The organism is Candidatus Dedyshia acidiphila (assembly GCF_051025295.1).
In the GTDB taxonomy this organism is placed as follows: Bacteria; Acidobacteriota; Terriglobia; order Terriglobales; family Acidobacteriaceae; genus KBS-83.
On record NZ_JBMGJV010000003.1, the window covers coordinates 79,431 to 105,409 of the forward strand.

Genomic DNA, 25,979 nt, shown 5'->3' on the forward strand with positions numbered 1-25,979 from the left:
GGCTATGGCTTGCGCAGCAAGGGTATAACCAGCGGCAGCAGGTTGCGGGCGACCTGCTGATTGCCCTGCGCGGTGGCGTGGATGCCGTCGGCCTGCATGCTGCCGGCGACACCGTAGACGTCCTTGAGCAGAAAGGGCAGGAGCGGCACATGGTACTTGCGGGCGAGCAGCGCGTAAGTGTCGTTGAACTGGCGGATGTAGTCAGGTCCGTAGTTGGGCGGCAGGGTGATGCCGCCGAGCACCACCTTGCTGCCGGCCTGCTGGAGCGTGGAGACGATCTGGTCGAGGTTGCGTCGCGTGGCGTCGATCGGCAGTCCGCGCAATCCGTCATTGCCGCCGAAGGCGACGATGACCAAGGCCGGTTTAAGCGCGACAACATCGGGCAGACGCTCGACGCCATCCTTGGTCGTGTTGCCGCTGACGCCCGCGTTGACGACGTGATAACGGTAACCGTGCTCATTCAGATCGCGTTCGAGAAAGTCCGGGTAGCTGTTTCCGGCATCCGTGCCGTAGCCGGCAGTGAGGCTGTCGCCGAAGGCAACGAGGGCAGGACGATGGTCCTCGGCGGCAGGCGCGGGTTGCGGAGCGGGTGTGGCCTGCGTCGAAGCAGAAGGCTCGGACGAGGCGGACCGCTGGCCACTGTGGCATCCGGTGACACAGAAGAGAAGGGCGGCGGCTAGCAGGCTGGAACGGAGACCGCGGGTCACACGTTCAATCTAGCAGGCTGGCCGAAGCACGCGAAACACAGGGAGACAGCATGATCGAAGTGCGCGGACTGAAGAAGTCGATACACAACGGGACGAACACCGTGGAGATCCTGCGCGGCATCGATCTGACGATTCCGAGTGGCCAGTTCTGCGCCATCATGGGCGCGTCCGGCAGTGGCAAGAGCACGCTGCTCGGCCTGCTGGCAGGGCTCGATGCGCCGACCGAGGGCGAGGTCATCCTCGACGGCACCGCAATCTCGCGCCTTGGCGAAGACGAGCTCGCGGAGATTCGCGGGCGCAAGCTGGGCTTCGTGTTCCAGTCCTACCAACTCATCCCCATGCTGAACGCGCTTGAAAATGTGCTGCTGCCGTTCGAGTTGAACGGAGCCCGATCGCGCAGCGTCCGCGAGGGGCGTGCCCGTGCGACGGAGTTGCTGAGCAGCGTCGGGCTTGCCGAGCGCATGCATCACTACCCGGTGCAGCTTTCGGGCGGTGAGCAGCAGCGCGTTGCGTTGGCCCGCGCCTTCATGCTCGAGCCACCGATCGTCTTGGCAGATGAACCAACCGGCAACCTTGATTCGCGCAACGGAGAGCATGTGCTGGACCTGCTGCTGCGCCGGCACCGTGAGAGTGGAACGACGCTGGTGATGGTGACGCATGACCCGCAGGTCTCGATGCGGGCGGAGCGGCGGATTGTGCTGCGCGATGGAGCGGTGACCGAAGACAGCATGGCGGCGGAACCGGCGGTGGTGAGCGAGGCGGGACGATGACCGCGCGCAGTGAGCAGGGGCTGAGCTGGGCGAGCGCATTGCGCATTGGCTGGCGCGAGTTCGAAGCCGCCCGGACGAAGTTTCTGTTCGTCATCCTCTCGGTGGCGATCGGTGTGGCGGCGCTTACTGGTGTGCGCGGCTTCATCGATTCGTTCCAGAAGACGCTGCTCGGCCAGGCGCGCACCATCATGGCGGCGGATGTTTCCGCGCGCATGTTTCGCCAGCCCACGGCTGCGGAACTGCAGCAACTGGACGGCCTGCACGGGGTGGAGCGGACGCAGGTGACGGAGCTGGTCTCGATGGCCTCCACGCCGTCTGATCCCATTCCGCTGCTTGTCTCTCTGAAGGCGGTCGATCCGGCGAAGTATCCGTTCTACGGCAGTTACAGATTGCGGCCTGCGGGCACGCTGCATGACCTGCTGACGCCACAGACGGTGCTGGTGGGAGAAGACCTGCTGATCCGCCTGCGAGCGAAGATCGGCGACACGCTCAAGATAGGCAACAGCAGCTTTCGCATCGCGGGCGCGATCGAGCGCGAGCCAGACCGCATGAACTCGACGATGGGGATCGGGCCGCGTGTGCTGGTCACGCAGCAGGGGCTCGCAGCAAGCGGCCTGCTGCAGCCGGGCAGCCGCGCGGGAGAGCGCTTCCTGCTGAGGCTCGATGCGAACCGCGATGTCGGTGGACTGCACACCAGCGTCGAGAAGATCCTGCGTGATGCGCAGGTGACTGATTTCCGCGAGGCCAACCCGGCGCTTACGCAGGGGCTCGACCGTGCGGGCGGCACGCTCAGCCTGATCTGTCTCGTAGCCATGGTGCTGGGTGCGATCGGTGTGGCGATGTCGATGCGCGCACACCTGGAGCAGCGCATGGATATCCTGGCGACGATGAAGTCGATCGGCGCGCGCTCGTCGGACATCCTGCGTATCTATCTGCTGCAGACGCTGCTGCTCGGATTCATCGGAGGACTGGTCGGCATCGCCGCTGGCATCGGTGTGGAGTGGACGATCCCGCTGCTGGCCGCGAAGCTCCTGCCCATCGAGCCGACCCTGCGCTTCCCGTGGCGTGCAGCGCTCGCGGGGCTCAGCACCGGGATGCTGACAACGCTGCTGTTCTGCCTGCCGCCGCTGCTCGAGATCAGGCGCGTGAAGCCGAGCCTGGTGTTGCGGCGCCAGGTGGAGCCGCCATCCGAAATGCCGCTCGAGGAGCGCTGGCGTCGGCGGCGCGGGCAGTGGCTCTCGATTGCTCTGATTCTGCTTGCGCTCGGCGGCATCGCAGCGGGGCTCACCAGTTCGATGAAGGTGGCCGGCATCTTCACCGCTGCACTCGTGGTGGTGATGCTGTTCATCACGCTGCTAGCGCGCACGCTGTTGCGGGTGCTCCGGACCACGCTCGCGCGCACGCGGCTCGCGTTGCCATCCGCTGTGCGGCATGGGCTCTCGAACCTGTACCGGCCGGGAAACCAGTCGAGCGCTGTGCTCACTGCGCTAGGCGCCGGGATCATGCTGATCCTGACTGTCTTCCTCATGCAGAACGCGGTGCTGCGGGACATGCAGGAGACGCTGGGTCGCGGGTTGCCGAACATCTTCCTCATTGATATCGCGAGCGATGAGCTCGAAGGCGTGTCGTCACTGATGGCGCATCAGCCGGGCGTGCGTGGCGCGATGGAGCGGCTGCCGCTGATTGCAGGGCGGCTGGAAGCAGTGAACGGGGAGTCGAGCGAGCAGATCCGGGCAGAGCAGAAGTCGAAGAGCGAGGGCGACGGCACGGACCGCGTGCCGCGACACCTGCTTCAGTCCGTCAATCTGACCTGGTCGGACACTGTGCCTGCAGGTGCGAAGGTGCACGCCGGCGCGTGGTGGAAGGCCGGTGATGTAGGGAGAGTCGCCGTGCGTGAGGGCCTGGCGAAGCGCATGCACGTGGGCGTGGGTTCGACGCTCGTCTTCTCAGCCCAGGAGCGGCGCATCCCTGTTACCGTCACTGCGTTATATACGAATGACGGTCAGCACGCCTTTGGCCGCAGTGACTTCATCCTCTCGGAGCGGTCGCTCGTGCATCTTCCCGTGGTCTGGTACGGAGCCGTCCATGTGAACCCGCCGCAGATCGCGGAGATGCAGCGCGCGCTGTTCACGAATTATCCGACCGTGACGGTGATCAACATCGCGGACCTGCTCGAGACGATTGCCGGGCTGGTGCATCAGATCACGCTGATCGTGCGCTTCCTGGCCGCGTTCTCGATTCTCTCTGGACTCGTGATCCTAGCGTCGAGCGTTGCCAGCACGCGGTTCCGGCGGATTCGCGAGGTGGTTGTGCTGAAGACGCTGGGGGCGCAGCGGCGGCGAGTGCTCGCCGTCTTCGGCGTCGAGTTCACCGTGCTGGGACTGCTGGCGGGCGTTGTCGGCGTGTTCTTCGCGAACACGCTGACGTTTCTTCTGCTGCACCTGCGCGCGATCGATGTGCGCTATCACCCGGAGTGGATCGCGAGCATCGCCTCTGCTTGTGGCACGGCGGTGCTCGCGGTGCTGACCGGGTGGCTAGCCAGCCTGCGGATCCTTGGTCAGCGACCGCTTGAAGTGCTGCGCGACGAATAGCTTCGCCATCTCAAACGGGCTGGGTGCGCTGCCGCGGAACTCATCTCGGCCAGCGCCGCCATCGTCCTCGGGCCCGTCGTCCCGGTCGTCACCGAAGTCTTCGCCTGGATTGCGATCGAGCGGCGCCCACTTCCGCGCCATCAGCGGAACGAGGAAGAGGATGGCGAAGAGTGTCGTTACGGTTCCACCGACCACGACGCGTGCGAGCGGCTTCTGCGTTTGCGAGCCGATGCCGGACGCAACCGCCGCCGGCAGTAGTCCGAGTCCGGCAGCCATGCAGGCCATGACGATAGGGCGCATCTCGTCGAGCGCGCCCAGAACGACGCCGCGCTCGCGCCCGTGATCATGCTGCTGGTGGCGCAGTCCCGTCAAAAAGACTACGGTGCCGAGCGTGTTGAGGCCGAGCAGGGACGTAAAGCCCACTGCGGCGGAGATGCTGAAGGATGTGCCAGTCAGCATCAGCGTCAGGATGCCGCCGATCGCGCCGAATGGCAGCGTCGCGAGCACGATAAGCGCATCGCGGAACGACTGGAACAGCAGGTAAAGGAGCAGCAGGACGATGCCGAGCGAGATTGGCACGATGAATGCGAGTCGCCGCAGCTCCTTCTGCAGGCTGTCGTATTCGCCGGCCCATGTGTATTCGTAACCGGCTGGCAGCTTGATCTGCCGCGCCAGGTCACTCTTCAGCTCTTCAATGGTGCTCTTCAGGTCGCGCCCGCGCACGCTGAACTTGATGGGGATGTAGCGGCGTCCGCCTTCCCGATAGATCATGAAGGCGCCGTTATGGAGGCTAATGTCGGCTACGTTGCCCAGCGGAATTTGATTCCCGTCCGGGGTGGGAAGAAGAACTTTGCGGATCGCCTCCGGCGTGTTTCGGTATTGCGGGCTGTAGCGCAGCGCGAAGTCGAACCGGCGTTCGCCTTCGATGATCTGTGTGATGGCTGCGCCGCCAACGGCGGCCTGGACCGCGTTGTTGATGTCCCCCGCCGCGATGCCGTAGCGCGCCGCCTGTGCGCGATCGATCGAGATCAGAAGGCTGGGCTGGCCGCCGACGTCGAACACGCCGACGTCGGTGACGCCCTGCACCTTCACCATGATCCGGTAGATCCGATCCGCGGTGCTGGTCAGCGTGTCGAAGTCATCGCCGAACAGCTTCAGCGAGTTCTCGCCCTTCACGCCGGACATAGCCTCTTCGACGTTGTCCTGAATGTTCTGCGAGAAGTTGAAGTCGATGCCTGGGTAGGCAGCGAACTTCTTCTGGATCGCAGCAATCAACTCTTCTTTCCGGCCATGGAACTGCGGGCGCCATTCGTCTGTGGGCTTCAGGTCAGCGAGGAACTCGATGTTGTTGAACGTGCTCACATCTGTGCCGTCATCCGGGCGGCCCATTTGCGAGAGGCATTGGCTGATTTCTGGGAAGCTGCGCAGGATGCTGCGGATCTGGTCGGACACCTCGGCCGACTGTGGGAACGCAATGTCTTGCTGCATGGTCGCGCGAATCCAGAGATTGCCCTCTTCGAGAGCGGGCATGAACTCGCCACCGATGTGCGTAAAGGCGAAGCCGGCGCCGACCAGCAGAACGGCAGCGATGATCCACACCATCGCCGCACGCGCCAGTGCGAAATGCAACGCGCGCTCATACAGGCGATGAGCGTTGCGGATCAGCCAGGTCTCCTGCCCTGGCACGCTCTTGGGCGAGGAGAGATAGCAGAGCACCGGCGCAAAGAGGAATGCGTAGAGCAGCGCACCGATCAATGCGAACCCGTAAGCCTCTGACATGGGCGCGAAGATCTTGCCCGGAACGCCTTGCATGGTGAACAGCGGAATGAACGAGACCAGGATGATGAGCGTCGAAAAGATGACTGGACGGGAGCCGTCGCGCACGCCGGCGACGATCACATCGGTCAGCGTCTCACCCTGGCGGCGCCGACCGAGCTTCCGATAGACGTTTTCGAGGATGATGATGGATGCATCGACCAGAATGCCGAAATCGATCGCGCCGATCGAGATCAGGTTCGCCGAGCTGCCGCGCACCACCATCAGGCTGAAGGCAAACAGAACAGCAAACGGGATGGTGAGCGCCGCGATAGTGGTGATGCGCAGGTCGCCCAGGGTGACAAACAGCACGATGGTGACCAGCGCCATGCCCATCAGCACGATGTGCTGCACCGTCTCCGTGGTGCGGTTCACCAGCTTGCTGCGGTTGTAGATGGTCTTGATCTGCATGCCATGCGGCAGCAGGTTGCCGGAGTTAAGCTCGTCGATTTTCTTGCGCAGAGCGCTGAGGGCCGGCAGGGATTGTTCGCCCTTCTGCAGCAGAACGAGCCCTTCGACAATGTCCGAATTTTCGTTGAATCCCACCTTGCCGAGGCGCGGCAGGTGTCCTTCCTTCACGGTCGCAACATCGCGCAGCAGGATGGGTGTGCCGTTGTGCTCCGCTACGACGATGTTGTCCATGTCCGTCAGCGACTTGAGAAGGCCGATACCGCGCACGTTGACGCTCTGGGTGCCCAGGGTCAGGTAGTTGCCGCCAGCATTCGCGTTGCTGTTCTGAATTGCGTTCACCACCTGCGTGGTGGTGACCCCAAGGGAGAGGAGGCGGTTGGGATCGATCTCTGCCTGGTACTGCCGCGTGGTGCCGCCGAACGTAGCGACGTCGATGATGCCCGGCACCTGCTTGATCTGGCGCACGAGGAACCAGTCCTGCTCGGCCTTGAGTTCGTTCAGGCTGTAGCCGGGCCCGACGAGCTGGTAGCGATAGATCTCACCGACCGGCGACTCGGGCGAGAGCTGCGGCTGCAGGCTGTTCGGTAGCGACAGCGATTGCAGACGGTTGAGCGTCTCCTGCCGGTCCTTGAAGTACTCCGTGTTGAAGTCGAAGTAGAGCTTGACGTCGCTCAGGCCGAAGATGCTGATCGAGCGAATCTCGGTGAGCTTCGGCGTCCCGTTCAGCACGGCCTCGATCGGAATCGTGACCTGCTGCTCCATCTCCTCGGCGGACCACGCAGGGTTCTGCGTGATGAACTCGACCATGGGCGGCGACGGATCGGGGTATGCCTCGATGTCGAGCTGCGCGAAGGCGTAGCCGCCAACCCCGAGCGCGACCAGGAACAGGATCAGGACGATGGTGCGGTACTGCAGAAGTGCGCGTGTGAGTGCCTGCATCGATTATTCCGACCCCGCGCCGCGCAGTAATTCGGCGCCGGTAGTGATCACGCGATCACCTTCCTTGAGTCCGTCGATGACTTCGACACTCGTGTCATGGGGTGCGCCGATGCGTACGTCCTGACGCTGGTATTTGCCATCGGTCGGCTCGACGAAGACGTAATTGCTGACGCCGTCGCGGATGACTGCCGTGGAGGGCACCAGGATGGCGTTTCGCTTCTGATTCGTGATGGCGATGTTTGCGTACATCTGCGGCTTGAGCCGGTGCCGCACGTTGCGCAGCACCACGCGCACCTTCAACGTCAGCGTCTGCGGATCGACTGCGTCCGAGATGTTGTCGACGACGCCGTCGAAGACTGCGTCGGCATACCCGTTCACCGTGACGCGGACCGGCTGGCCCCGCCGCACGGTCTGCACATCGCGGGGGAACAGGTCACCGATCACCCACACGTCGTCGATGTTCGCAATCGTAGCGATGGGCGTGGCATTCTCGAGCGAGCGCTGCAACTCGCCGCTCGCCGTGTTTACGTCGAGCACGACGCCAGCGATCGGGGAGCGGAGCGCCACGAAGTCGCTCGCGTCGGTCTCCTTGTAACCGAGGATGTGCAGTGTCTGCAGGGTGCGTGCGAGTTCGGCATGGTCGGCCTGGTCGACCGCCGCAAGGTCGTCATAATCGCGCTGCGACAACACTTCGTGCTGTAGCAGGTCCTTTGCTCGATTCAGCTGGAGGTCGGCGCGCGCGGCTTCGATCTTTGCCTTCTCGTAATCGGCGCGGGACTGCTGCAGTTCAGTGCTCTGCAGCATCGCAACGACCTGCCCCTTCGCAACCTCCTGGCCGGGCAGAACCTTCAGCGCGAGCACCCGGCCGCTAAGCGGCGGGAAGATGTGCACGACGGTCGTGGGGTTCGACTGGACGCGCGCAGCCAGCGTGAGCGAGTCTGCCACGGGCTGCGTGTGCACCACGACGGTTTGAAAGACGCGGTACTGCGGCGCGGGTGTGTCGGCCACGTCGACGGCTTTTTTGTGCTCGCACCCGGAGAGCCCGAGCAGCAGGGCTGCCGGCATGGCGAGTGAGCGGAACAGGGGGAGCGATCTCATGGGACGATCTCCGTGGCGGCAGCAAAGCTGACCTGGTGGAGGCTGATCCAGACCTGCACGTTCGCGTTGAGCGCGGCCAAGTTGACGGCGCGGTAGTCCTGCAGGGCGTTCAGATAATCGAGCAGTGTCGCGGACCCGTGACGGTAGCTGTACTCCAGGTTGTCGCGGACTTCATGCGCCTCCTGCAGGTAGTGACCGTTGTAGCGGCGCGCCAGCAGCGTGGCATCCTCGTAGCCGGCCCACGCCTGATCGACATCGGAGACGACCTGGTTGCGCGCGGCTGTCTCGGCAAAGCGGCTGGACTGGGCTTCGTACTTCGTGCGTGCCTTCTCGCCCTGGTTGCGATCGAAGATGCGGAGCGGGATGCCGACCTGGAAACCGGCAGAGTTGGCGGTGCCCGCACGATCGTATTCACCCTCGAGCGTCGGGTCTGTGGTGCCGAGCGCGTAGGCGTACTTCACATTCGCATCGGCCAGCCGCACCGATTGCTGAGCAGCGAGAAAGTCAGGCCGCACGGCGAGCGCCCTCTGCTCGGCATCGGGCAAAGTCATCGTGATCGTTGGCGGGTCGAGTGAACCGGTGATGTCGAAGCCCGGGCGCGGGCGGTCATAGCCGAGCAGCGTCTGCAACTGCTCCGCGGACTGGATCAGGTTGGTGTGCGCGTTGTCATAGTCGGACTCGAACTGCGCGAGCTGCAGGTCGAGTCGCTTGAAGTCGGTTGCGCTGATGTCACCGACGCGCAGTCGCTCACGACTCAGGTCCACGGTGTGGCGGTAGTCGTCGACGTTCTGTCGCGCGAGTTCGAAGGCGCTTTTGGCGGCCAGCATCTGGGTAAAGGCGGTCCGCACCGCGAGCACCACCTGTCGCTCCTGGTCGGCGTACTGGCTGCGCGTCACGTCCGTTGTGGAGTGAGCGATGTCCAACCGCCAGCGCCGCTTCTGGCCGCGCTCAAACAGGCGCGAGACCTGGCCGGAGTAGAAGTAAGGATTGTTCGACTGCGCTGCCAGCGAGACATCGGAGCCAACCAGATTGAAGTTGGGATTCTGGCGCAGGCCGGCCGTGATTTCGGACTGTTTGGTCGCGGTCACGTGCGCCCCTATCGAGAGCAGGTTTGGATTCTGCGTTTTCGCGAGGTCGACCGCCTGCTGCATGCTGAGCGGCGCGGGCGCCTGGGCACGAACGGCGACCGGGATGAGCATCGCGACGAAGGCGGCGATGCTGACGGCAAGTCGCTGCGCGAATGAGCACCCGCCTCGCCCGGTTCGGTTCTCTCGCGTCGGAGCTTCGCGCGTGGGAGAGAGGGATATCGTGTCTTCTTGAAGCAAGTGCACCTCGGTGCGACAGCACGTCATGCGGATCGAATGGATCGCTGGGAAAGACAGAGAGTTGTGGCTTCGCGATCTCCGATGGTCTTCAGACACGAACCTGGAGATCTGCGCCCGGCGACGGAAAGGGCAAGCGTCAGGCTGCGGGAGGCGGCCGAGTGTCGATGGTGAGGCGTGCGCCCTCGAGCAGGACAGTTCGCTTTGCCTCCGCAACGAGAGGCTCTCCGCGGCTGCTGCTCAGAACGGCCAGCAGCAGGTCAGCGGCAGAGACGGCGAGTGGCAGCACAGCGGGTGCGTGCGGAGCGCCTTCGAGCGGGTCATGCAGACGCAGCGCTCGCTCGGCTTCCTGCGGAGCCGTGCAGGCAGCCATGTCGTCCGTCATGGAGATGACGGGAAACAGCAGGACGACCAAAACCAGAAGAGCCGTGAGCTGCAAGCCGCGGGAGGGAAGCAGGCGCGATGCGCGGCGCGGCTTTGCGGTCCGCGCCTGCCCGGCCCAAGCCGTGAGCAGGGCAACAACGAGCAACAGCCAGGCGCAATTGAGCAGACTCTCCACTAGGGCGATTGTAAGACACTGGTGTCACTTTTACGTGAGCAGGTCTCGTCAGATTGTCTGCTCGGGAGCCTCGGCAGGCGATCGCACGCGTGCAGGATTGACGGTCGCGCAGGGTGCCCGTATGATCTTGAAGGCGCAGTAGTCATGCGCTCCAACCTGCACTGCCCCCTCGTTCAATGGTAGGACAGCTGATTCTGGATCAGCATATCGGGGTTCGAATCCCTGGGGGGCAACCAGCTTTTGTCTGGCGGTGTCCACGCCCGCATGCAGGTATCCACTCCAGGCCCAATGCCTTCAGCCCGTTACCGGATTTCCTGTCTACAGCCGTCTAGGGCAATCAAGCTGAAGCCACGGACAATGCAGGTATTCTGCAGGTACGCCAAACTTCCAAAATGTAGGTATTCTGTCGCCATGGGTACCGGTATGACGAGGAAGCTGACCGACACGAAGGTCGCGAAAGCAGCGAAGAGGGATAAGGCTTACAAGCTCTCAGATGGAGGTGGTCTGTTCTTGTTTGTAACAGCCACTGGTAGCAAATTGTGGCGCTGGCAGTATCGCTTCAAAGGCTCACCGAAGTTGATGGCGCTCGGCGCATATCCCGACTTCAGCCTTTCCGAAATCCGCAAGCTCCATGAGGCGATGCGGAATCTGCTCAAGGGTGGCTCGGACCCAATGCGGACCCGCAGGGCGGAGAAGGATCGCTTCACTCAAACGACGAAGGCACCGACGGTCGTGACGGTCGTGGAGGTGGTGGAGGACGGCAGCAGTAAGAAGGTCGTCCAACTCAGTCCTGTCTTGAACAGCTTCTCCTCGGTCGAGGCCGAATGGCGCAAGAAGTGGTCAGCGGACAAGAAACCCATCCACGCCGCTGCTGTAGCGGGCCGCATCGAGCGTGACATCCTCCCGTTCCTCGGGCATCGTCCTATTGCCGAGATCGAAGCACCGGAAATTGCTGCCGTGGCCCTTCGAATCGAGGAGCGGGCAGCGCTGGACGTGGCGCATCGGTCACTGAACACGATGGGGCAGATATTCCGGTTTGGGATCTCCAGAGGATACTGCCGTCGCAATCCGGCCTCTGAGATCAAGGCCGGTGACTTCCTCAAGGGGCGATCCCCGAAGAACTTCGCTCGCGTGGAGCAGAGAGAAATCCCCGATCTGCTCTGGGCGATCGAACACTACAACGGGATGCCGGTCACCAAACTGCTGCTGAAGCTGATGGTCAGGGTGTGGGTGCGCACGAGTGAACTGATCCTCTCGCCTTGGTCGGAGTTCACGTTCCGCGACGGCAAGCTTACCGACACCGTTTGGACGATCCCGGCTGCACGGATGAAAAAGGTGAAGGGCAAGCCAGTACCGCACCTAGTACCGCTCTCGCGGCAAGTGATCGTGCTCCTTGAAGAGTTACACGGGTACACGGGGCGCACCAATTGGCTGTTCCCTGGCCAGCGAGATTTGACGAAATGCATCTCCAACAACACGATTCTGGCTGCCCTGGATTCCATGAAGTATAAGGGCCGCATGACTGGACACGGCTTCCGTGGTCTGGCCTCTACCTGCCTATACGAGAAGCAGTACCCCCGCGAGCACATCGAGACGCAACTCGCGCACTTGAGCCGCAGCACGGTCTCCGGAGCCTATAACTACGCCGAGTACCTGGAGCCCCGGAAGGTCATGATGCAGGAGTGGTCCGATCACCTGGACCGCTTGCTCGCGACGAGACTAACAGAATCTCCGACGCTTCACGCCAGATGATTGAGGAGTAGTCCAGACGTCTCTATCGCTCGCACAGAGGTCTCGTCTGTACTGTTCCGCTCATCTGGTTCGCACGCATCTTTCGTGCTCTCCACCATTGCGAATTCGCCAGAAGGGCACTCACTGTGGCCAGGCAGACAAAGTTATCCACGCTGACTTACTCGCACCGGGGTATTACTCTGATAGAGGTCGCCCGTTCCGTGCCAGGCTTCGACCCTGGCCCGGGTTGTTAGGACGGCTTGCCTAGTTGAACAACAGCCGTAGGACGGCCCCGGAGTTGCCGCTCCGGGGCCAAACTTCACGATGGATAGAAACCCAGACCGTGTCGGTAAAGAGGTCATCGCAGACCTTGAGGACCTGCGCGATCTGGCGAAGCATGGCGACATCGTTGGCAGTGAAATCGCCGACTGTGTGCTCGACGATGTTGCTGCCAGGCTCTGGCGCTCAGGCTTGCTCGACGACCTCATCACGAGAGCGAGCGGCTTCTACTGGCCATCCACGAAATCTTAGGGAATGTACGGTGGCTCTACGGAGCACCACCGTAACAGCTACGAAGCTATAACCCTTTTGGCATGATGCACTTGAAGCCCTGTCGCCTGTGCTGTACACCTGTAGGGTGAATGACTCTGGCACTGTCAGATTACTGCTCGACTACCTACGATCGCGGACCCGACGACTTGAGCGCCGGGACTACCCGAATGGGGACATCAGGTACTGGGGCGAGAGGTCATCGACTCTGCTTTTCTGCCGTGCGACCGGAGTCTGCTCTCTCACTCACCAGGTGACAGCACATGGAACTGAAGACCTCGCTCTAGCGGCTTCAATCGATATGTACTGGGCGGTTTGCGATTTCCTCCGTGGCGATGCGCCAACAAAGGTCACGTGGCAGGATGAGCCGCTGCTCACGCTGCTCCTGCTAGCCGAGCGAGACCGACCGGAGTCCATCGTCCGACTGCTGAGCTATGACATCAGCAAGAACAGGATGATCCGTGCTGATGTCGAATCAGCGAGCCGGAGTGCAGAAGCGACCCCGACGCAGCATGAAGTCGAGGATCTGACCGATCGCACAGACGATCCCCGGTAGCCGGGCCTGCTCGGCTCTCATGATCGCTTCAAGGGTAATCCGGTCAGCTTCGCGCTTACGTGCGTACCGCTGACGACGCATCCTCTGCTCAGCTTCTTTCGCGGTCCCCCTTGATCGAGCGGTCATCCCCAAACTTGGAGCGCTTATAGACGCGACCGTCCCAGTTACCTATTCCTTTCGACATGAGCCCGATTCTGTCGCAGAGTTCACTTGGTACGAATCCCTCGCAGGTCGTATCGAGGTGAGTCGAGTCTGATCGAGGCCCCTGAATGCATCCAGAGGCCCATGCTCAATGTGAAACGGCTCGCAGCAACGAATGCATGTCGAATGCGAGGTTAAAGGTTACGTGAAGGTTTATCACCAGCGAGATCACGAGCGAGATCGTGATCAGGAAGGTAATCGTAATGACTTTTTGCTGTCGGTTCGAAGCGGCCATGGATCGATCTTGCCCGCCCACCAGATCGTCCGGTATCAGGGTTTCACCGCAATTTCGGGGATTATTTTCAGAGCTTCGACCAGTCCACCTTGAGTAGGTTCCGCCGGAGCGGTGCGAGCGTCACCCTAGTGCTCCCCTGTCCCCACTTCTTGCGCGTGTCCTCGAAGTCTGCGATCTGCTCATCCGTCGCGCCGAGGTATCGCAGCATCCTCACCATCGTCTCGTCGGACGGTACGTGCAGCCACGGACCCAGGACCGTCTTGCAATCGACGCGCAACGCATGACAATTGATGCCGTCTCTCGGGATGAAGCTCACCATGAGCTCGTAACTGCTGCGGATCACATCGAGCGGCATTCGGCGAAGATTCCCCAACGGGTTCCTGTCTCCACACAGACTGCACGTCGCACCACCATGCTCCAGCGTGTGATGGTTCGGCCCGGTGCGCCCACCGCACTTCCAACACACCAGGACGGGAGTGAGCCGGTTCTCGCGCTTGTGCTTGAGCATGGGGCCAGCGTATCGCTAAGCCGCCTGTGGAAGGCGAATGGAAGGAGAAGACGTATACTTGCGGCTGCTGTGTACAACCGACGCGTAGTCTCTGCACAGATTCGTTAAGAAGGGGATTCCGGCAGCCTATGCGCACACGACTCTCACACCTGTTTCTTGCCTTCGTAGTTACACTCTGCTCGTTCAAGGCTCATGCTGACACTGACAGGCGAGATGGCAACTGGTGGAACACCAATGAATCCGTCTCCAAGGTTGCTTACGTTGTGGGAGCATTCGATGGAATGGAACTCGGGAAGAACTTTTCGATTTGGCTCTCGTTTGAACGCGGTGGAGAAAGCAAGTGCGCGGGAGAAGCGGCTGGGTCATACGACCACTACATGCGTCGGTATATGTCCACAGTCACCAATGGGCAGATTAGGGACGGGTTGGACGACTTCTATAAGGATTTTCGCAATCGCTCAATCCTCATTCCAGACGCCATGTGGATCGTTGTAAGGCAGATCGCGGGTGATTCGAAACCGGATATCGAGCACCTCACCGAGCAGCTTCGCCGCAATGCGCAGGGTCCACTTACAGAATAGAGGGATGAACTTGCATGGGTCTTGAATGGTCCTTAAGTGACCTAAACGCCTTCTTTCAGGTGCTCTTCTTAGCTTCTGGATTCGGCGTATCGATCGTGACGCTGATCGTTCTGATTCGATATGCGAAGGATACAAAGACGCTTGCCGAGGTGTCCCTGAGGCAGGAGGAGGAATCAGTCATTCCGTACCTCAGCATCACCCCTCGGGACAAGGTGGTGAGCACGATAGAGATAGTTCAGCTCAATGTCCGTAACACAGGAAAGGGTCCAGCGATTGGTATACGTGTCGAAGGAGAGGAGCGAAGCAGAAACTGGCTCAACACCACACCCACATCAAAGGATGGCAAGGAATGGACCCCCAGTGTCTCAGATGTCGGAGACCTGGGAGTTGGAGATACACGTGTTCTTTCCGGTTGGGTTTTGGTAAGTATCAATCATGGGAAAGCGATCAAGCTGACATACAGGTCTTTGACGGGAAGGCGCTATCAGACGACCTACGCCGGGGGTAAGCACGGTCCAGTCACACAAACCTTTAGGAGGCTTGGCGACTCTGAGCGAGAGCGATAGGCGAGTACAGCAGCGCAGCCTCCTCCTTGCGCCGCCGCTCCAGGTCATCGAGCACACGACCATCCGGATCGCCGTACAGCAGCATCGTCCCAGCAGCCGCCTCGAACTGCCCCGCGTTGACGTGAGTGAGCACGGTGGGCTGCGCTACCGTTCTGCTTCCCACGTAGAACTCGAAGGACACAAGCGCATCGATCTGGTCCTGCGTGACGATCACCTTCAGGTCGCTCAGCAGCGGATGCTCAGCCCACGCGATTCTTCCGCGCACATCGCATGCCCGCTCCTCGGTGGTGCCGTGCACGTAGGGAGCCTCTGAAGGGCACCCACAGATCGGACCCCGGTGCAGGAGGCAATCATCAGGGCTCCGCGACGGCGAAGCATTGCCCAGTTGAAGTTGGAGGAAGAGCGATTCAGTCCCGGTGACAAGCTGGATTACCAAGGCAGTGACCTCATGTCGGGTGCGTTTGACAAACTGCCATCTACTGCCTTCACGAACCAAGAGCATCGCTCGGGTGAATCTGGAGCGTTGGTCAAGCGTTGGCACGGTACCATACGGCAGCGAGTCTCATTCCGGCTTCCGGCACGGAGCGAGATCAGTAAAAGGCGACCGCAGAAGCAGTAACACTTGGATATGAAAGTCGGCTGTCGAAGAGAAGGAGGGATAGTGGATCAAGCGACACACAGCAAGATTGTCTCATTCATCTGGGGAATTGCGGATGATGTCCTACGCGACCTATTCAAGCGCGGTAAGTACCCCGATGTGATTCTTCCTATGTGCGTTATCCGTCGAATGGATGCGGTACTTGAGCCAACAAAGAAAGCTGTTCTTGACACCAAGAAGATGCTGGACGGTGCTCTCATCACGGAGCAGCGGGCTGCCCTATGCGACTCTGCCGGACAGGCCTTCTACAACACGTCGCAGTTCAAGCTGCTTGATCTGCGGTCGCGGGGGAGCCAGCAGCAGTTGCTCGCAGATTTTGAGGATTACCTCAACGGCTTCTCCCCCAACGTGCAAGACATCCTCGACAACTTCAAGTTCCGTAACCAGCTCTCCACTCTATCTAAAGCTGACGCCCTGGGCACACTGATAGACAAGTTTCTCGACCCTGACGTGGACCTCTCCCCGGCAGGTGTCGACAACCACTCGATGGGAACGATCTTCGAGGAACTCGTTCGCAAGTTCAACGAAGAAAATAACGAAGAAGCTGGCGAACACTGGACGCCTCGAGATGCCGTCCGCCTCATGGCGAACCTGATCTTCCTTTCTGTTGAGAAAGAGATCAAGTCGGGGACATATCTGCTATATGACAGCGCCTGCGGGACGGGCGGAATGCTCACGGTCGCAGAGGAAACCCTGATTCAGATTGCCGCGAAACAGAAGCAGTCGGTCAAATGTCTCCTATACGGCCAGGAGATCAATCCTGAGACCTACGCGGTCTGCAAGGCCGACATGCTTCTCAAGGGCGAAGGTGAAAGCGCGGACCACATCGTCGGCGGCGCTGAATGGTCTACCCTTGCGCACGACGCCTTTCCTGCCCAGGAATTCGACTTCATGCTCGCCAATCCTCCCTACGGGAAGAGCTGGAAGAAAGACCTTGAAGCGATGGGGGGCAAGGACGGGATGCGTGACTTGCGCTTCAAAGTGATGCATGAAGGCGAAGAGCTGTCCCTTGTTACCCGCTCCAGCGATGGACAGATGCTGTTCCTTGCCAATATGGCTTCGAAGATGAACGGCAAGTCAGCTCTTGGAAGCCGAATCGCCGAAGTTCACAACGGATCGTCGCTCTTCACGGGCGATGCAGGCCAGGGGGAAAGCAACATCCGCCGCTGGCTCATTGAAAACGATTGGGTTGAGGCTATCGTCGCCCTGCCGTTGAACCTCTTCTACAACACCGGCATTGCGACTTACGTTTGGGTACTCTCGAACCGAAAGTCGAGCCATCGGAAGGGGCACCTGCAGCTTATCGACGCGACAAACTGGTACAAGCCTCTCCGCAAGAATCTTGGGAAGAAGAATTGCGAGCTCTCTAGCGAAGATATCGAGCGGACTACTCGCACCTTCCTCAACTTCGCTGAGACGCCAGAGTCCAAGATCTTCCCTAATCAGGCCTTCGGGTATTGGAAGGTCACCGTCGAGCGCCCGCTCCGTCTTCATAGCCAGCTAACTGTCAAGGCCATCGAGTCGCTCCGGTTCGCGTCTGGGGATGAAGACATTCGTGCGACCCTCTACGAAGAGCTGGGCGAGCGGCTCTTCACCGCTTTCGCACAAGTTTCTTCCGCGTTGGAAGCTCGTTTGAGCGACTGGGGAGCTGAGGCGGAAGAAGAGGACGACGAGGAAAGCGCCACCAAGAAAGGCCTTCCGGAAAAGAAGAAGAAGAAGCTGCTGGACGCCAAGACCTGGGAGCGCGACGGCCGCCTTTTGGATGCGGCGATGAAACTGCGCGAGCTGCTGGGAGATGGGCTGTTCGAGGATTACAACCAGTTCCGCGACCGTGTGGAGAGAACACTCAACACAGAAGAGATCAAGCTGTCCGCTTCCGAGCTCAAACAGCTACTCAAGACGGTAAGCTGGCGTGTAGAAACTGCGCCACGGGTCATCGCCAAGATTCACAAGCTGGGCAGAGCCACACCTGATCCTCTCCATGGCCTGTTTGAAGAGACGCTGAACGGCAAGCAGATGGTGGTGGAATACGAGCCCGACTCCGAGCTGCGAGACACCGAGCAGGTTCCGTTGCTGGAGGAGGGAGGGATCGAAGCGTACATTCGGCGCGAGGTCCTGCCCTACACGCCCGATGCGTGGATCAATGAGGCCGCCACGAAGATCGGCTATGAGGTCAGCTTCACTCGACACTTTTATAAGCCGCAACCATTGCGCAGTCTTGAAGAGATTAGTGCGGACATTATGGCCATTGAAAAGGAAGCTGAAGGCCTGCTCGACGGCCTGCTGACGGGGGCGACGAAGTGAGAGAGATCCTTGGCAAGGCCAAAACCGTCCGCGAATTGCTCAAGGGGGTCAAGTACTCGATCGATTACTACCAGCGCGAATACAAGTGGCACGAGAAGCAGATTCTCGAGCTCGTAAATGATCTCAGCGATAAGTTTCTGGAGGAATACCAGCCCACTCACACGCGCAACAAGGTTGCCGATTATCCGCACTACTTTCTCGGCTCTATCATCATCAGCAAAAAAGAGAGCGTCGGCTACATCGTCGATGGCCAGCAGCGACTCACCAGCCTGACGCTGCTCTTGGTCTTTCTCCGCAACCTGCAGAAAGGCCACTCGGAGAAGGTCAATGTCGACGAGTTGATCTTCTCCGAACGATATGGGCAGAAGTCTTTCAACCTTCACGTCGATGAGCGCACTCCGGCCATGGATGCACTCTACGAAGGTCAGCCCTTCGATGTGACGGATCGGCCTGAGTCGGTGCAGAACCTGGTTCAGCGCTATCGCGATCTGGAAGTCTATTTCCCGGAAGAGCTTCGCGACGCGGCACTGCCTTACTTCATCGACTGGCTCCTTGAAAACGTTCATCTGGTCGAGATCACCGCGTACTCGGACGATGACGCCTACACCATCTTCGAAACGATGAATGACCGTGGGCTCTCGCTCAGTCCTACGGACATGCTCAAGGGATACTTGCTGGCCAATATCGATGAGGGTAAGCGCACAGCCGCAAACATACGGTGGCGAGACCGTATCCGTGAGCTTAACGATGCTGGCAAGGAGGTCGAGGCGGATTGTTTCAAGGCCTGGCTACGCAGCCAGTACGCTACGAAGATTCGTGAACGGAAGAAGGGCGCAAAACCCGAGGACTTCGACCGCATCGGTACGGAGTTCCATCGATGGCTGCGTGATGCCGCACCGGCGGTTGGGCTGAAGCAGAGCGATGACTTCTTCCGGTTTATTGATCGAGACTTCGACTTCTACAGCCGGCAATATCTGCGTTTCATCGATGCAGCGGAACGTCCGGTCAGCGGGCTGGAGCATGTTCTCTACAACGCCCAGCAGGGATTCACGTTGCAATACATGCTGCTTCTTGCACCGTTGCGGCCTGACGATCCTGAACCCGTCGTTATCCGCAAGGCTGGTCTTGTCGCAGAGTATCTGGACATCCTCCTGACCTGGAGGCTCTGGAACTTCCGGACCACCGCCTACTCTACGATGCAGTACGCCATGTTTAGCGTGATGCGTGACATCCGTGGCCTTGCGCCTGACGCTCTGGCGCACAAGCTGCACGAGTTCCTCACCAATGAGGACGAGACTTTCGCGAGCAACGATCGTCTGCGAATGCACCAGCAGAACCGATATGCATTGCACCGTATTCTGGCCCGGCTCACCGATTATGTGGAGACACAAGCCGGGCAGCCATCTCGGTATCTCGATTATGTGAGCGAGGGCAAGACCCGCTATGAGGTGGAACATATCTGGGCGGACCACCCAGAACGTCACACCGCTGAGTTCCCGCATCCGGCGGATTTTGCAGAGCACCGCAATCGCATCGGGGGCTTGCTGCTGCTCCCGAAGAGCTTCAACGCCAGCTACGGCGACCTGACCTACGTCGAAAAGCTGCCCCATTACAACACCCAGAATCTGCTCGCGCGATCGCTACACTCGCAATGCTACGACCACAATCCCGGTTTTCTGCGGTTCAAAGAGGAAAACGGGCTGCCATTCGTCGCGCACGAGCAGTTCAACAAGACAGATCTCGAAGCCCGCAGCTCGCTTTATCGTGAGATCGCGGAGCATATCTGGAACCCGGAGAACCTGCTGAAGGGAGCCGGACTGTGATGATTGCGGATCTCAACCCCTATCCCGAATACAAGGAGTCCGGACTTCCGTGGCTCGGTGCAATCCCAGCCTCTTGGACAATCAAGCGAGCCAAATCAGTATTCGAGCGCGTGGATAGGCGCTCCAGCACCGGGCGGGAACAGCTTCTCACGGTATCCTCGGCGCGAGGGATCGTGCCTCGAAATACCACGAACGTCACAATGTTCAAGGCTGAATCTTATGTAGGCTACAAGCTCTGTTGGCCCGGCGATCTCGTCATCAACAGTCTTTGGGCATGGGCCGGCGGCCTTGGAGTGTCAAAGCACCACGGCATCATCAGTTCCGCGTATGGTGTTTATCGGCTCAGGAAAGATGCCCCACTGATTCCAGGCTTTGTGCACGAAGTGGTCCGCTCACTCCCCTTCAATTGGGAGCTTCGCGTGCGCTCGAAAGGAGTATGGATATCACGGCTTCAGATGACAGATATTGCGTTTCTTGACGCCCCCATATTCATTCCTCCACGCGAGGAACAGGAAGCAATCGTGCGGTTTCTGGATTGGGCGAATGGGCGGCTGGAGGGAGCGATACGAGCGAAGCGCAAGGTGATTGCGCTGCTCAACGAGCAGAAGCAAGCCATTATTCACCGGGCCGTGACCCGCGGCCTCGATCCCGTCCCCCTCAAACGGTCAGGTATCCCATGGCTTGGTGAAGCCCCTATCCATTGGAAGTTGATTCCCATAAAGAGGCTCTTGTGCTCGATGGATTACGGCACCTCTGAACAAACTCGAGAAGATGGGACGATTGTCATTCTTACGATGGGAAACATTCAAAATGGCGAGATCGTAATGCCGAGGTCGGGGGGGCTCAATGAGATTGCGCCTACTCTATTGCTGGACCATTACGACTTGCTCTTTACTCGTACTAATGGAAATCCAGACTTGGTCGGCAAAGTTGGTATCTTTCGAGGCTATCGAGAGGATATGGTCTCGTTTGCCTCATACCTGGTAAGGTTGCGTGTCGATACCAATCATGATCCTCAATGGCTACACATGCTGCTGAACAGCGCAGCTTTTTGGAGGTTTGCCCGTAGTCATGCTCTTGTCAATCTTCAGACTAACTTGAATTCAACGCGATATGGCAAATTCATCGTCCCTGTTCCTCCGCGCGACGAGCAACGAAAGATTGTTGAGCGGGTCAGCACAGAATCTAGGCCTCTCGACGATGCAATTGGTCGCCTTAGACGTGAACTCGACCTCCTCCGGGAATACCGCACCCGCCTCGTCGCCGATGTCGTGACTGGCAAGCTCGACGTGCGACAAGCCGCCGCCCGACTTCCAGATGCAGCGGACCTTGAGAGCCATGAAATAGGCGAAGCAGAGGTTGACCCCGAAGAAGCTGATGAGGAGGTCGTCGCTTGAGCACAGATACCAGCGAGAAGGGCCTGGAGACATTGATTGTCCGACACATGACCGGCACCGATGGCCTTGGGGTCGAGCCGAACGCCGTCAAGGACGCTCCTGACGCCGCTGGAACTGGCTATTTTCCCGGGAGCCCGAAGGATTACGACCGGGCGGTCGCCATCGACGTGCCGCAACTCTTTGCTTTCGTAAGTGCCACGCAGCCGGAGGCCTTCCGCAAGCTGGGCATGACCGACGATCCGAAGGATTTCCAGCGTGTGAAGTTCCTGACCCGCCTCTCCTCCGAGGTGGGCAAACGCGGCGTGATCGATGTGCTGCGCAAGGGAGTGGACGACGGACCGCTGCACTTTGATCTGTTCTACGGAACGCCTTCCCCTGGCAATGCAAAAGCCGCAGCGCTGCACGGCAAGAACCGCTTCTCCATCACTCGCCAACTGGCCTACAGCATGGACGAGACGCGGCGGGCGCTGGACCTGTGCCTGTTCATCAACGGCCTGCCCATCGCCACATTCGAGTTAAAAAACAGCCTGACCAAGCAGACAGTGGAAGACGCGATTGAGCAATACCGGCGTGACCGCGATCCTCGGGAACGCCTGTTCGGGTTTGGCCGGTGCGTCGTCCACTTCGCCGTGGACGACAGCGAAGTGCGAATGTGCCCGGAGCTGAAGGGCAAGGCCTCATGGTTTCTGCCCTTCAACAAGGGCTATAACGATGGCGCCGGAAATCCGCCAAATCCGAACGGCTTGAAGACGGACTATCTCTGGAAGGAAGTTCTGACACCGGCGGGGCTGACGAATATCCTCGAGAACTATGCGCAGATTGTCGAGGAGAAAGACCCGAAGACCGGCAGAAAGCGGCGCAAGCAGGTGTGGCCGCGGTATCACCAGCTAGATCTCGTGCGCAAAGCCTTGGCGGATGTGGAGAGTCATGGGGCCGGAAAGCGCTACTTGCTGCAACACTCCGCCGGTAGCGGAAAGTCCAACTCCATTGCGTGGCTTTCGCACCAGCTCGTTGGGTTGAAGCGCAACGGCAAGGAAGTCTTTGATTCGATCATCGTCGTGACGGACCGCCGCATTCTGGACGAGCAGATTCAAAAGACCATCAAGCAGTTCATGCAGGTCGGTGCGACGGTCGGCCACGCGGAGCATTCCGGTGATCTGCGGAAGTTTATCGAGCAAGGCAAGAAGATCATCGTCTCCACGGTGCAGAAGTTTCCATTCATTCTGGACGAGATTGCCACGGAAGCGGCCAAGACATTTGCCATCGTGATCGATGAGGCGCATTCAAGCCAGGGCGGCAAGACCTCTGCCGCGATGAGCGAGGCGCTCACGTCGAAATCCAAGGAGGATGGAGCCGACGCCGAAGACACGGTGAATGAGGCGCTCGAAAAACGCATGGCAGCGCGCAAGATGCTGAAGAACGCCAGCTATTTTGCATTCACGGCAACGCCGAAGCCGAAGACGCTGGAGATGTTCGGGATCGCGCTGCCTACGGATGCCGAGGGCAAGGTCAAGCACCGCCCTTTCCACTCGTACACGATGAAGCAGGCGATCGAGGAACGTTTCATTCTCGATGTGCTGAAGGCCTACACGCCGGTCAACAGCTACTACAAGCTCATCAAGAAGACGGACGATGACCCGGAGTTCGACACCAAGAAGGCAAAGAAGAAGCTCCGGCGGTATGTGGAAAGCCATGACCACGCGATTCAACTGAAGGCGGAGATCATGGTGGACCACTTTCACGAGCAAGTCATCGCTGCTGGAAAGATCGGTGGACAGGCCCGTGCGATGGTGGTAACCAGTGGCATCGAGCGGGCGATCCAATACTTCCACGCCTTTAAGGACTACCTGAATGAGCGGAAGAGCCCATACCAAGCTATTGTGGCTTTCTCAGGCGAACATGAGTACGGTGGTGCCAAGGTGAGCGAGGCCGCTCTGAACGGCTTCCCCAGCGGAGACATCGCAGAGAAGATCAAGAACGATCCATATCGTTTTCTGATCTGCGCGGACAAGTTCCAAACCGGGTACGACGAGCCCCTGCTCCATACCATGTATGTGGACAAGGCGCTCTCCGGGATAAAGGCCGTTCAGACACTGTCGCGCCTGAATCGCGCTCATCCGCAGAAATACGACTGCTTCGTGCTGGACTTCCAGAACAACAGCGAGGCGATCACGTATGCATTCCAGGATTATTACCGCACCACCCTACTCTCGGACGAGACGGACCCGAACAAGCTGCACGACCTGGAAACGTCGCTTGATGGTGCCCAGGTTTACTCGTCCGCACAGCTACAGCAGCTAGTGGAGCTCTTTCTGAGCGGAGCGGAACGGGACAAGTTCGACCCGATCCTCGACGCGTGCGTTGCGGTGTACTGCGAAAGATTGGATGGGGAAGCACAGGTTGATTTCAAGGGGAAAGCGAAGGCTTTCTGCCGGACCTACAGCTTTCTCGCCTCGGTCATCCCGTATACGAACGCCGGGTGGGAAAAGATGTCGATCTTCCTAAATCTTCTGATCCCGAAGCTACCTGCGCCGAAAGAAGAAGATCTTTCCCAAGGCATCCTCGAAACGATCGACATGGACAGCTATCGAGTCGAAAAACAAACAGGGATACAGATCACTCTCGCCGATAGCGATGCAGAGATCGAACCTGCTCCGGCGGACGGCGGCGGCCACAAGACTGAGCCCGAGCTGGACCGCCTAAGCAACATACTCAAAACCTTCAACGATCAGTTTGGCACACTGTTCACGGATTCCGATCGAGTTGCGAAGCGAATCCGAGAGGACATAGCACCCAAGGTGGCTGCGGACGCCGCATATCAAAACGCAAAGGAGAACACACCCCACACGGCACGACTCGCGCACGATGAAGCGCTTGGAAAGGTAATGCAGCACCTGCTGACCGACGACACTCAGGTGTACAAGCAATTCGTTCAAAACGAATCGTTCAGGCGCTTCGTTGGGGATATGGTCTATCAAATGACTACTGCAGATGCGGCCACTCGTACACCCCGCTCGCAGGCGCCTGTCCAGACACCCTAGTGTGATGTCGGAACCTCGAGCGCGATAGCGAGCGCGCTCACAAATTGCGCGACTGACTCCCTAGTTGTGAGCTCTTTTGCGAGCTTCAGACTTAGAGTTTTGACCAGGCTGGCGATGCGTTTGGGGCTCATAGTAGGAGGAACTGCCTCAGTGAGGCACTTCTTGGGAGCGTCCGAAGAGTTCTGCCAATTGTTGATCAACCGGTCCGCAGTGGCGCGCGGGATGCTCAGTTCCCGCAAGAAAGGACTCCACTTCCCCTCACGTCCACTACCGACAAGGTGCAGCTTATATGTATGCAGACGCTCTGCGAGCTCCATGCGTGTTTTCGAAAGCTCGGCGCGAGTGAGCCGCATGGCGGCTTGTCGTTGCCGCTGTGAGTGCCACAACTCCGCAATCTCTCGAGTCAGGGCACTCTCCGCTTGCGCTGTCGCGGGCGATCCAACGCAGGGATCGACGTGCCCATCTGGAGAGGAGATCTCATCCCGTTTCGAAGGAAACCTTGGCCTTGCTGATGGAGCATCGGTCTTCCTTGCTGAGAAGACGGCTGCCGAACCTATCTGGTCCCTTCCTACGGCTCGGAGCTTGCTCGGGCGCACCGGCACTTGCACAAGCGGAACCGTTCTGGCTGGCTGAGGAGCCATCGGAATGTGATGGGAAGCCTGGGGAGGAACGGTGGGATCAGGCTTACTTTCTGGTTTTCCTTCTGATGGGTTGTCAGGCAAACGTTCTGTAAAATCAGCTACTGTCATGGTGAGTTCTCCGGGATTGCGTTCTCCCCGGTGGTCAAACCCGAGGGCACAAGAGCTAATACCCACCAGCTAGTGTCCTCGGCGTTTTTTAGAAGCAATGTCTCAGCTCGTGCGAACTGCAGAGAGAGAGTCTGGCCGCCACAAGAGGGTACGTGCTCTTCCGCCACTCCTCGGATCCGCACGCCGGAATAGGAAGGCAGACAGCAAATAGAAACGCGGCAGCACCGTCAACATACCGCTGGTCCAGTTGAAGAGTTAATGCGGGAGCTGTTTCGTCGATCCAGTCGAGAAAGCCTCGAGACTGGACTCCGCCCTTCTCGCGGAGCCGTTCATCTGCACCACAGGCCGTCCGCGTGGCTCTTGATGGCTCACTTCCCACGGAACTCCGGTTCTTGTAGAGCGGGCGCCAGTTCCGGGTCAAGAGTAACGTCACCGCCCGAGTACGAAGTGTCTACAGCGGAGGAGCCCGGAGAGGCTATCGTGCACAGGTGACAATCAGGTCGACCGTTGCCCGTGTTCTGCCTCTCCCGTGGGTAGCGCGCCATATCTCGAGATGAGCTCTCCCGACGTCACTCCATATCGGGCTTCTGAACTGTGAGGCGTACCAGCATCAAGTCTCCGTGGCCTTGTGTCTGAACCATCCCGATATGCCGACGCGCGACTAATCTGATAGCGAACTGGTTCTTCTGCATCGTTCGATCCGGCAGATCGGCGAGCGGTACGCTGAGCCAGACTCCTGGCTCAGCGGCAAGAGCCCGGAGAATAGGTGCCCAATCGTAACGTGGGCGTTTAGGTGAAGGGCGGCGGACATGGTGGGGGTTTGCTTTCGTAATGTTCATCGTTTCCTCCTGCCGAGGGCTTCACCCAG

General features: G+C 59.7%; 18 protein-coding genes and 1 tRNA gene. 12 read left to right on the forward strand and 7 right to left on the reverse strand.

Annotation, left to right across the window (positions count from 1 at the left end):
- Positions 1 to 2: 2 nt before the first annotated feature.
- Positions 3 to 707 carry an arylesterase gene (locus AC5IJH_RS02215; protein ID WP_491901158.1) on the reverse strand — a complete coding sequence of 235 codons (705 nt, stop codon included), beginning with the start codon at positions 705 to 707 and terminating at the stop codon, positions 3 to 5.
- Between the two features lie 50 nt (positions 708 to 757).
- Here AC5IJH_RS02215 and AC5IJH_RS02220 point away from each other — a divergent pair, with 50 nt between their 5' ends.
- The gene (locus AC5IJH_RS02220) at positions 758 to 1,477 is read left to right on the forward strand and encodes an ABC transporter ATP-binding protein (RefSeq protein WP_491901159.1); all 720 of its coding nucleotides are present in this window, start codon (positions 758 to 760) and stop codon (positions 1,475 to 1,477) included.
- Positions 1,474 to 4,068, forward strand: a complete 2,595-nt coding sequence (locus AC5IJH_RS02225) for an ABC transporter permease (RefSeq protein WP_491901160.1) — start codon at positions 1,474 to 1,476, stop codon at positions 4,066 to 4,068. The genes AC5IJH_RS02220 and AC5IJH_RS02225 overlap by 4 nt, the downstream gene beginning before the upstream one ends.
- Here the strand turns inward: AC5IJH_RS02225 and AC5IJH_RS02230 are convergent.
- The 4 genes from AC5IJH_RS02230 to AC5IJH_RS02245 form a co-directional block, all read right to left on the reverse strand.
- Entirely contained in the window at positions 4,012 to 7,233 is a 3,222-nt protein-coding gene (locus AC5IJH_RS02230) for an efflux RND transporter permease subunit (protein ID WP_491901161.1), read from the reverse strand. The genes AC5IJH_RS02225 and AC5IJH_RS02230 overlap by 57 nt on opposite strands.
- Before the next feature lie 3 nt (positions 7,234 to 7,236).
- Positions 7,237 to 8,331: an efflux RND transporter periplasmic adaptor subunit gene (locus AC5IJH_RS02235; RefSeq protein ID WP_491901162.1), complete on the reverse strand. Its 1,095-nt coding sequence runs from the start codon at positions 8,329 to 8,331 to the stop codon at positions 7,237 to 7,239.
- Complete coding sequence (locus AC5IJH_RS02240; RefSeq protein WP_491901163.1) at positions 8,328 to 9,530, reverse strand: TolC family protein; 1,203 nt, start codon at positions 9,528 to 9,530, stop codon at positions 8,328 to 8,330. The genes AC5IJH_RS02235 and AC5IJH_RS02240 overlap by 4 nt, the downstream gene beginning before the upstream one ends.
- Before the next feature lie 262 nt (positions 9,531 to 9,792).
- Complete coding sequence (locus AC5IJH_RS02245; RefSeq protein ID WP_491901164.1) at positions 9,793 to 10,212, reverse strand: hypothetical protein; 420 nt, start codon at positions 10,210 to 10,212, stop codon at positions 9,793 to 9,795.
- A 162-nt stretch (positions 10,213 to 10,374) separates the two neighbouring features.
- Here AC5IJH_RS02245 and AC5IJH_RS02250 point away from each other — a divergent pair.
- From AC5IJH_RS02250 to AC5IJH_RS02265, 4 genes are all read left to right on the forward strand, one after another.
- A tRNA-Gln gene (locus tag AC5IJH_RS02250) sits at positions 10,375 to 10,448 on the forward strand.
- 175 nt (positions 10,449 to 10,623) lie between these two features.
- Entirely contained in the window at positions 10,624 to 11,964 is a 1,341-nt protein-coding gene (locus AC5IJH_RS02255; protein ID WP_491901165.1) for a tyrosine-type recombinase/integrase, read from the forward strand.
- A gap of 303 nt (positions 11,965 to 12,267) precedes the next feature.
- Positions 12,268 to 12,474 carry a hypothetical protein gene (locus AC5IJH_RS02260; RefSeq protein WP_491901166.1) on the forward strand — a complete coding sequence of 69 codons (207 nt, stop codon included), beginning with the start codon at positions 12,268 to 12,270 and terminating at the stop codon, positions 12,472 to 12,474.
- 271 nt (positions 12,475 to 12,745) lie between these two features.
- A complete protein-coding gene (locus AC5IJH_RS02265) occupies positions 12,746 to 13,048 on the forward strand; it encodes a hypothetical protein (protein ID WP_491901167.1) in 303 nt (100 codons plus the stop codon).
- 503 nt (positions 13,049 to 13,551) lie between these two features.
- Here the strand turns inward: AC5IJH_RS02265 and AC5IJH_RS02270 are convergent.
- Positions 13,552 to 13,992, reverse strand: coding sequence for a hypothetical protein (locus AC5IJH_RS02270; protein ID WP_491901168.1), 441 nt, complete (start codon positions 13,990 to 13,992; stop codon positions 13,552 to 13,554).
- 128 nt (positions 13,993 to 14,120) lie between these two features.
- On the opposite strand from AC5IJH_RS02270, the gene AC5IJH_RS02275 reads away from it, so the two are divergent.
- Together AC5IJH_RS02275 and AC5IJH_RS02280 are read left to right on the forward strand one after the other, a co-directional pair.
- On the forward strand, positions 14,121 to 14,573 hold the full coding sequence (locus tag AC5IJH_RS02275) for a hypothetical protein (protein WP_491901169.1): 453 nt from the start codon (positions 14,121 to 14,123) through the stop codon (positions 14,571 to 14,573).
- A gap of 14 nt (positions 14,574 to 14,587) precedes the next feature.
- Positions 14,588 to 15,139 (forward strand): DUF8453 domain-containing protein, encoded by a 552-nt coding sequence (locus AC5IJH_RS02280; RefSeq protein WP_491901170.1) that lies wholly within the window; start codon positions 14,588 to 14,590, stop codon positions 15,137 to 15,139.
- Here the strand turns inward: AC5IJH_RS02280 and AC5IJH_RS02285 are convergent.
- Entirely contained in the window at positions 15,105 to 15,404 is a 300-nt protein-coding gene (locus AC5IJH_RS02285) for a glycoside hydrolase family protein (protein WP_491901171.1), read from the reverse strand. The genes AC5IJH_RS02280 and AC5IJH_RS02285 overlap by 35 nt on opposite strands.
- Before the next feature lie 396 nt (positions 15,405 to 15,800).
- Here AC5IJH_RS02285 and AC5IJH_RS02290 point away from each other — a divergent pair, with 396 nt between their 5' ends.
- From AC5IJH_RS02290 to AC5IJH_RS02305, 4 genes are read left to right on the forward strand one after another with little or no spacing between them, the layout of a single operon-like run.
- Positions 15,801 to 18,101 carry a type I restriction-modification system subunit M gene (locus tag AC5IJH_RS02290; protein WP_491901172.1) on the forward strand — a complete coding sequence of 767 codons (2,301 nt, stop codon included), beginning with the start codon at positions 15,801 to 15,803 and terminating at the stop codon, positions 18,099 to 18,101.
- Positions 18,098 to 19,924, forward strand: coding sequence for a DUF262 domain-containing protein (locus AC5IJH_RS02295; protein ID WP_491901173.1), 1,827 nt, complete (start codon positions 18,098 to 18,100; stop codon positions 19,922 to 19,924). The genes AC5IJH_RS02290 and AC5IJH_RS02295 overlap by 4 nt, the downstream gene beginning before the upstream one ends.
- Positions 19,924 to 21,321, forward strand: coding sequence for a restriction endonuclease subunit S (locus AC5IJH_RS02300; protein WP_491901174.1), 1,398 nt, complete (start codon positions 19,924 to 19,926; stop codon positions 21,319 to 21,321). The genes AC5IJH_RS02295 and AC5IJH_RS02300 overlap by 1 nt, the downstream gene beginning before the upstream one ends.
- Positions 21,318 to 24,362, forward strand: a complete 3,045-nt coding sequence (locus AC5IJH_RS02305) for a type I restriction endonuclease subunit R (RefSeq protein WP_491901175.1) — start codon at positions 21,318 to 21,320, stop codon at positions 24,360 to 24,362. The genes AC5IJH_RS02300 and AC5IJH_RS02305 overlap by 4 nt, the downstream gene beginning before the upstream one ends.
- Positions 24,363 to 25,979: the final 1,617 nt, after the last annotated feature.

What these genes read in the sequence shown, in the direction of transcription:
- AC5IJH_RS02270 (WP_491901168.1), bottom strand. Translation starts at nt 13,992, where the DNA reads ATGCTCAAGCACAAGCGCGAGAACCGGCTCACTCCCGTCCTGGTGTGT.
- AC5IJH_RS02230 (WP_491901161.1), bottom strand. Translation starts at nt 7,233, where the DNA reads ATGCAGGCACTCACACGCGCACTTCTGCAGTACCGCACCATCGTCCTG.
- AC5IJH_RS02225 (WP_491901160.1), top strand. Translation starts at nt 1,474, where the DNA reads ATGACCGCGCGCAGTGAGCAGGGGCTGAGCTGGGCGAGCGCATTGCGC.
- AC5IJH_RS02260 (WP_491901166.1), top strand. Translation starts at nt 12,268, where the DNA reads ATGGATAGAAACCCAGACCGTGTCGGTAAAGAGGTCATCGCAGACCTT.
- AC5IJH_RS02255 (WP_491901165.1), top strand. Translation starts at nt 10,624, where the DNA reads ATGGGTACCGGTATGACGAGGAAGCTGACCGACACGAAGGTCGCGAAA.
- AC5IJH_RS02280 (WP_491901170.1), top strand. Translation starts at nt 14,588, where the DNA reads ATGGGTCTTGAATGGTCCTTAAGTGACCTAAACGCCTTCTTTCAGGTG.
- AC5IJH_RS02235 (WP_491901162.1), bottom strand. Translation starts at nt 8,331, where the DNA reads ATGAGATCGCTCCCCCTGTTCCGCTCACTCGCCATGCCGGCAGCCCTG.
- AC5IJH_RS02220 (WP_491901159.1), top strand. Translation starts at nt 758, where the DNA reads ATGATCGAAGTGCGCGGACTGAAGAAGTCGATACACAACGGGACGAAC.
- AC5IJH_RS02275 (WP_491901169.1), top strand. Translation starts at nt 14,121, where the DNA reads ATGCGCACACGACTCTCACACCTGTTTCTTGCCTTCGTAGTTACACTC.
- AC5IJH_RS02240 (WP_491901163.1), bottom strand. Translation starts at nt 9,530, where the DNA reads ATGCTCATCCCGGTCGCCGTTCGTGCCCAGGCGCCCGCGCCGCTCAGC.
- AC5IJH_RS02300 (WP_491901174.1), top strand. Translation starts at nt 19,924, where the DNA reads ATGATTGCGGATCTCAACCCCTATCCCGAATACAAGGAGTCCGGACTT.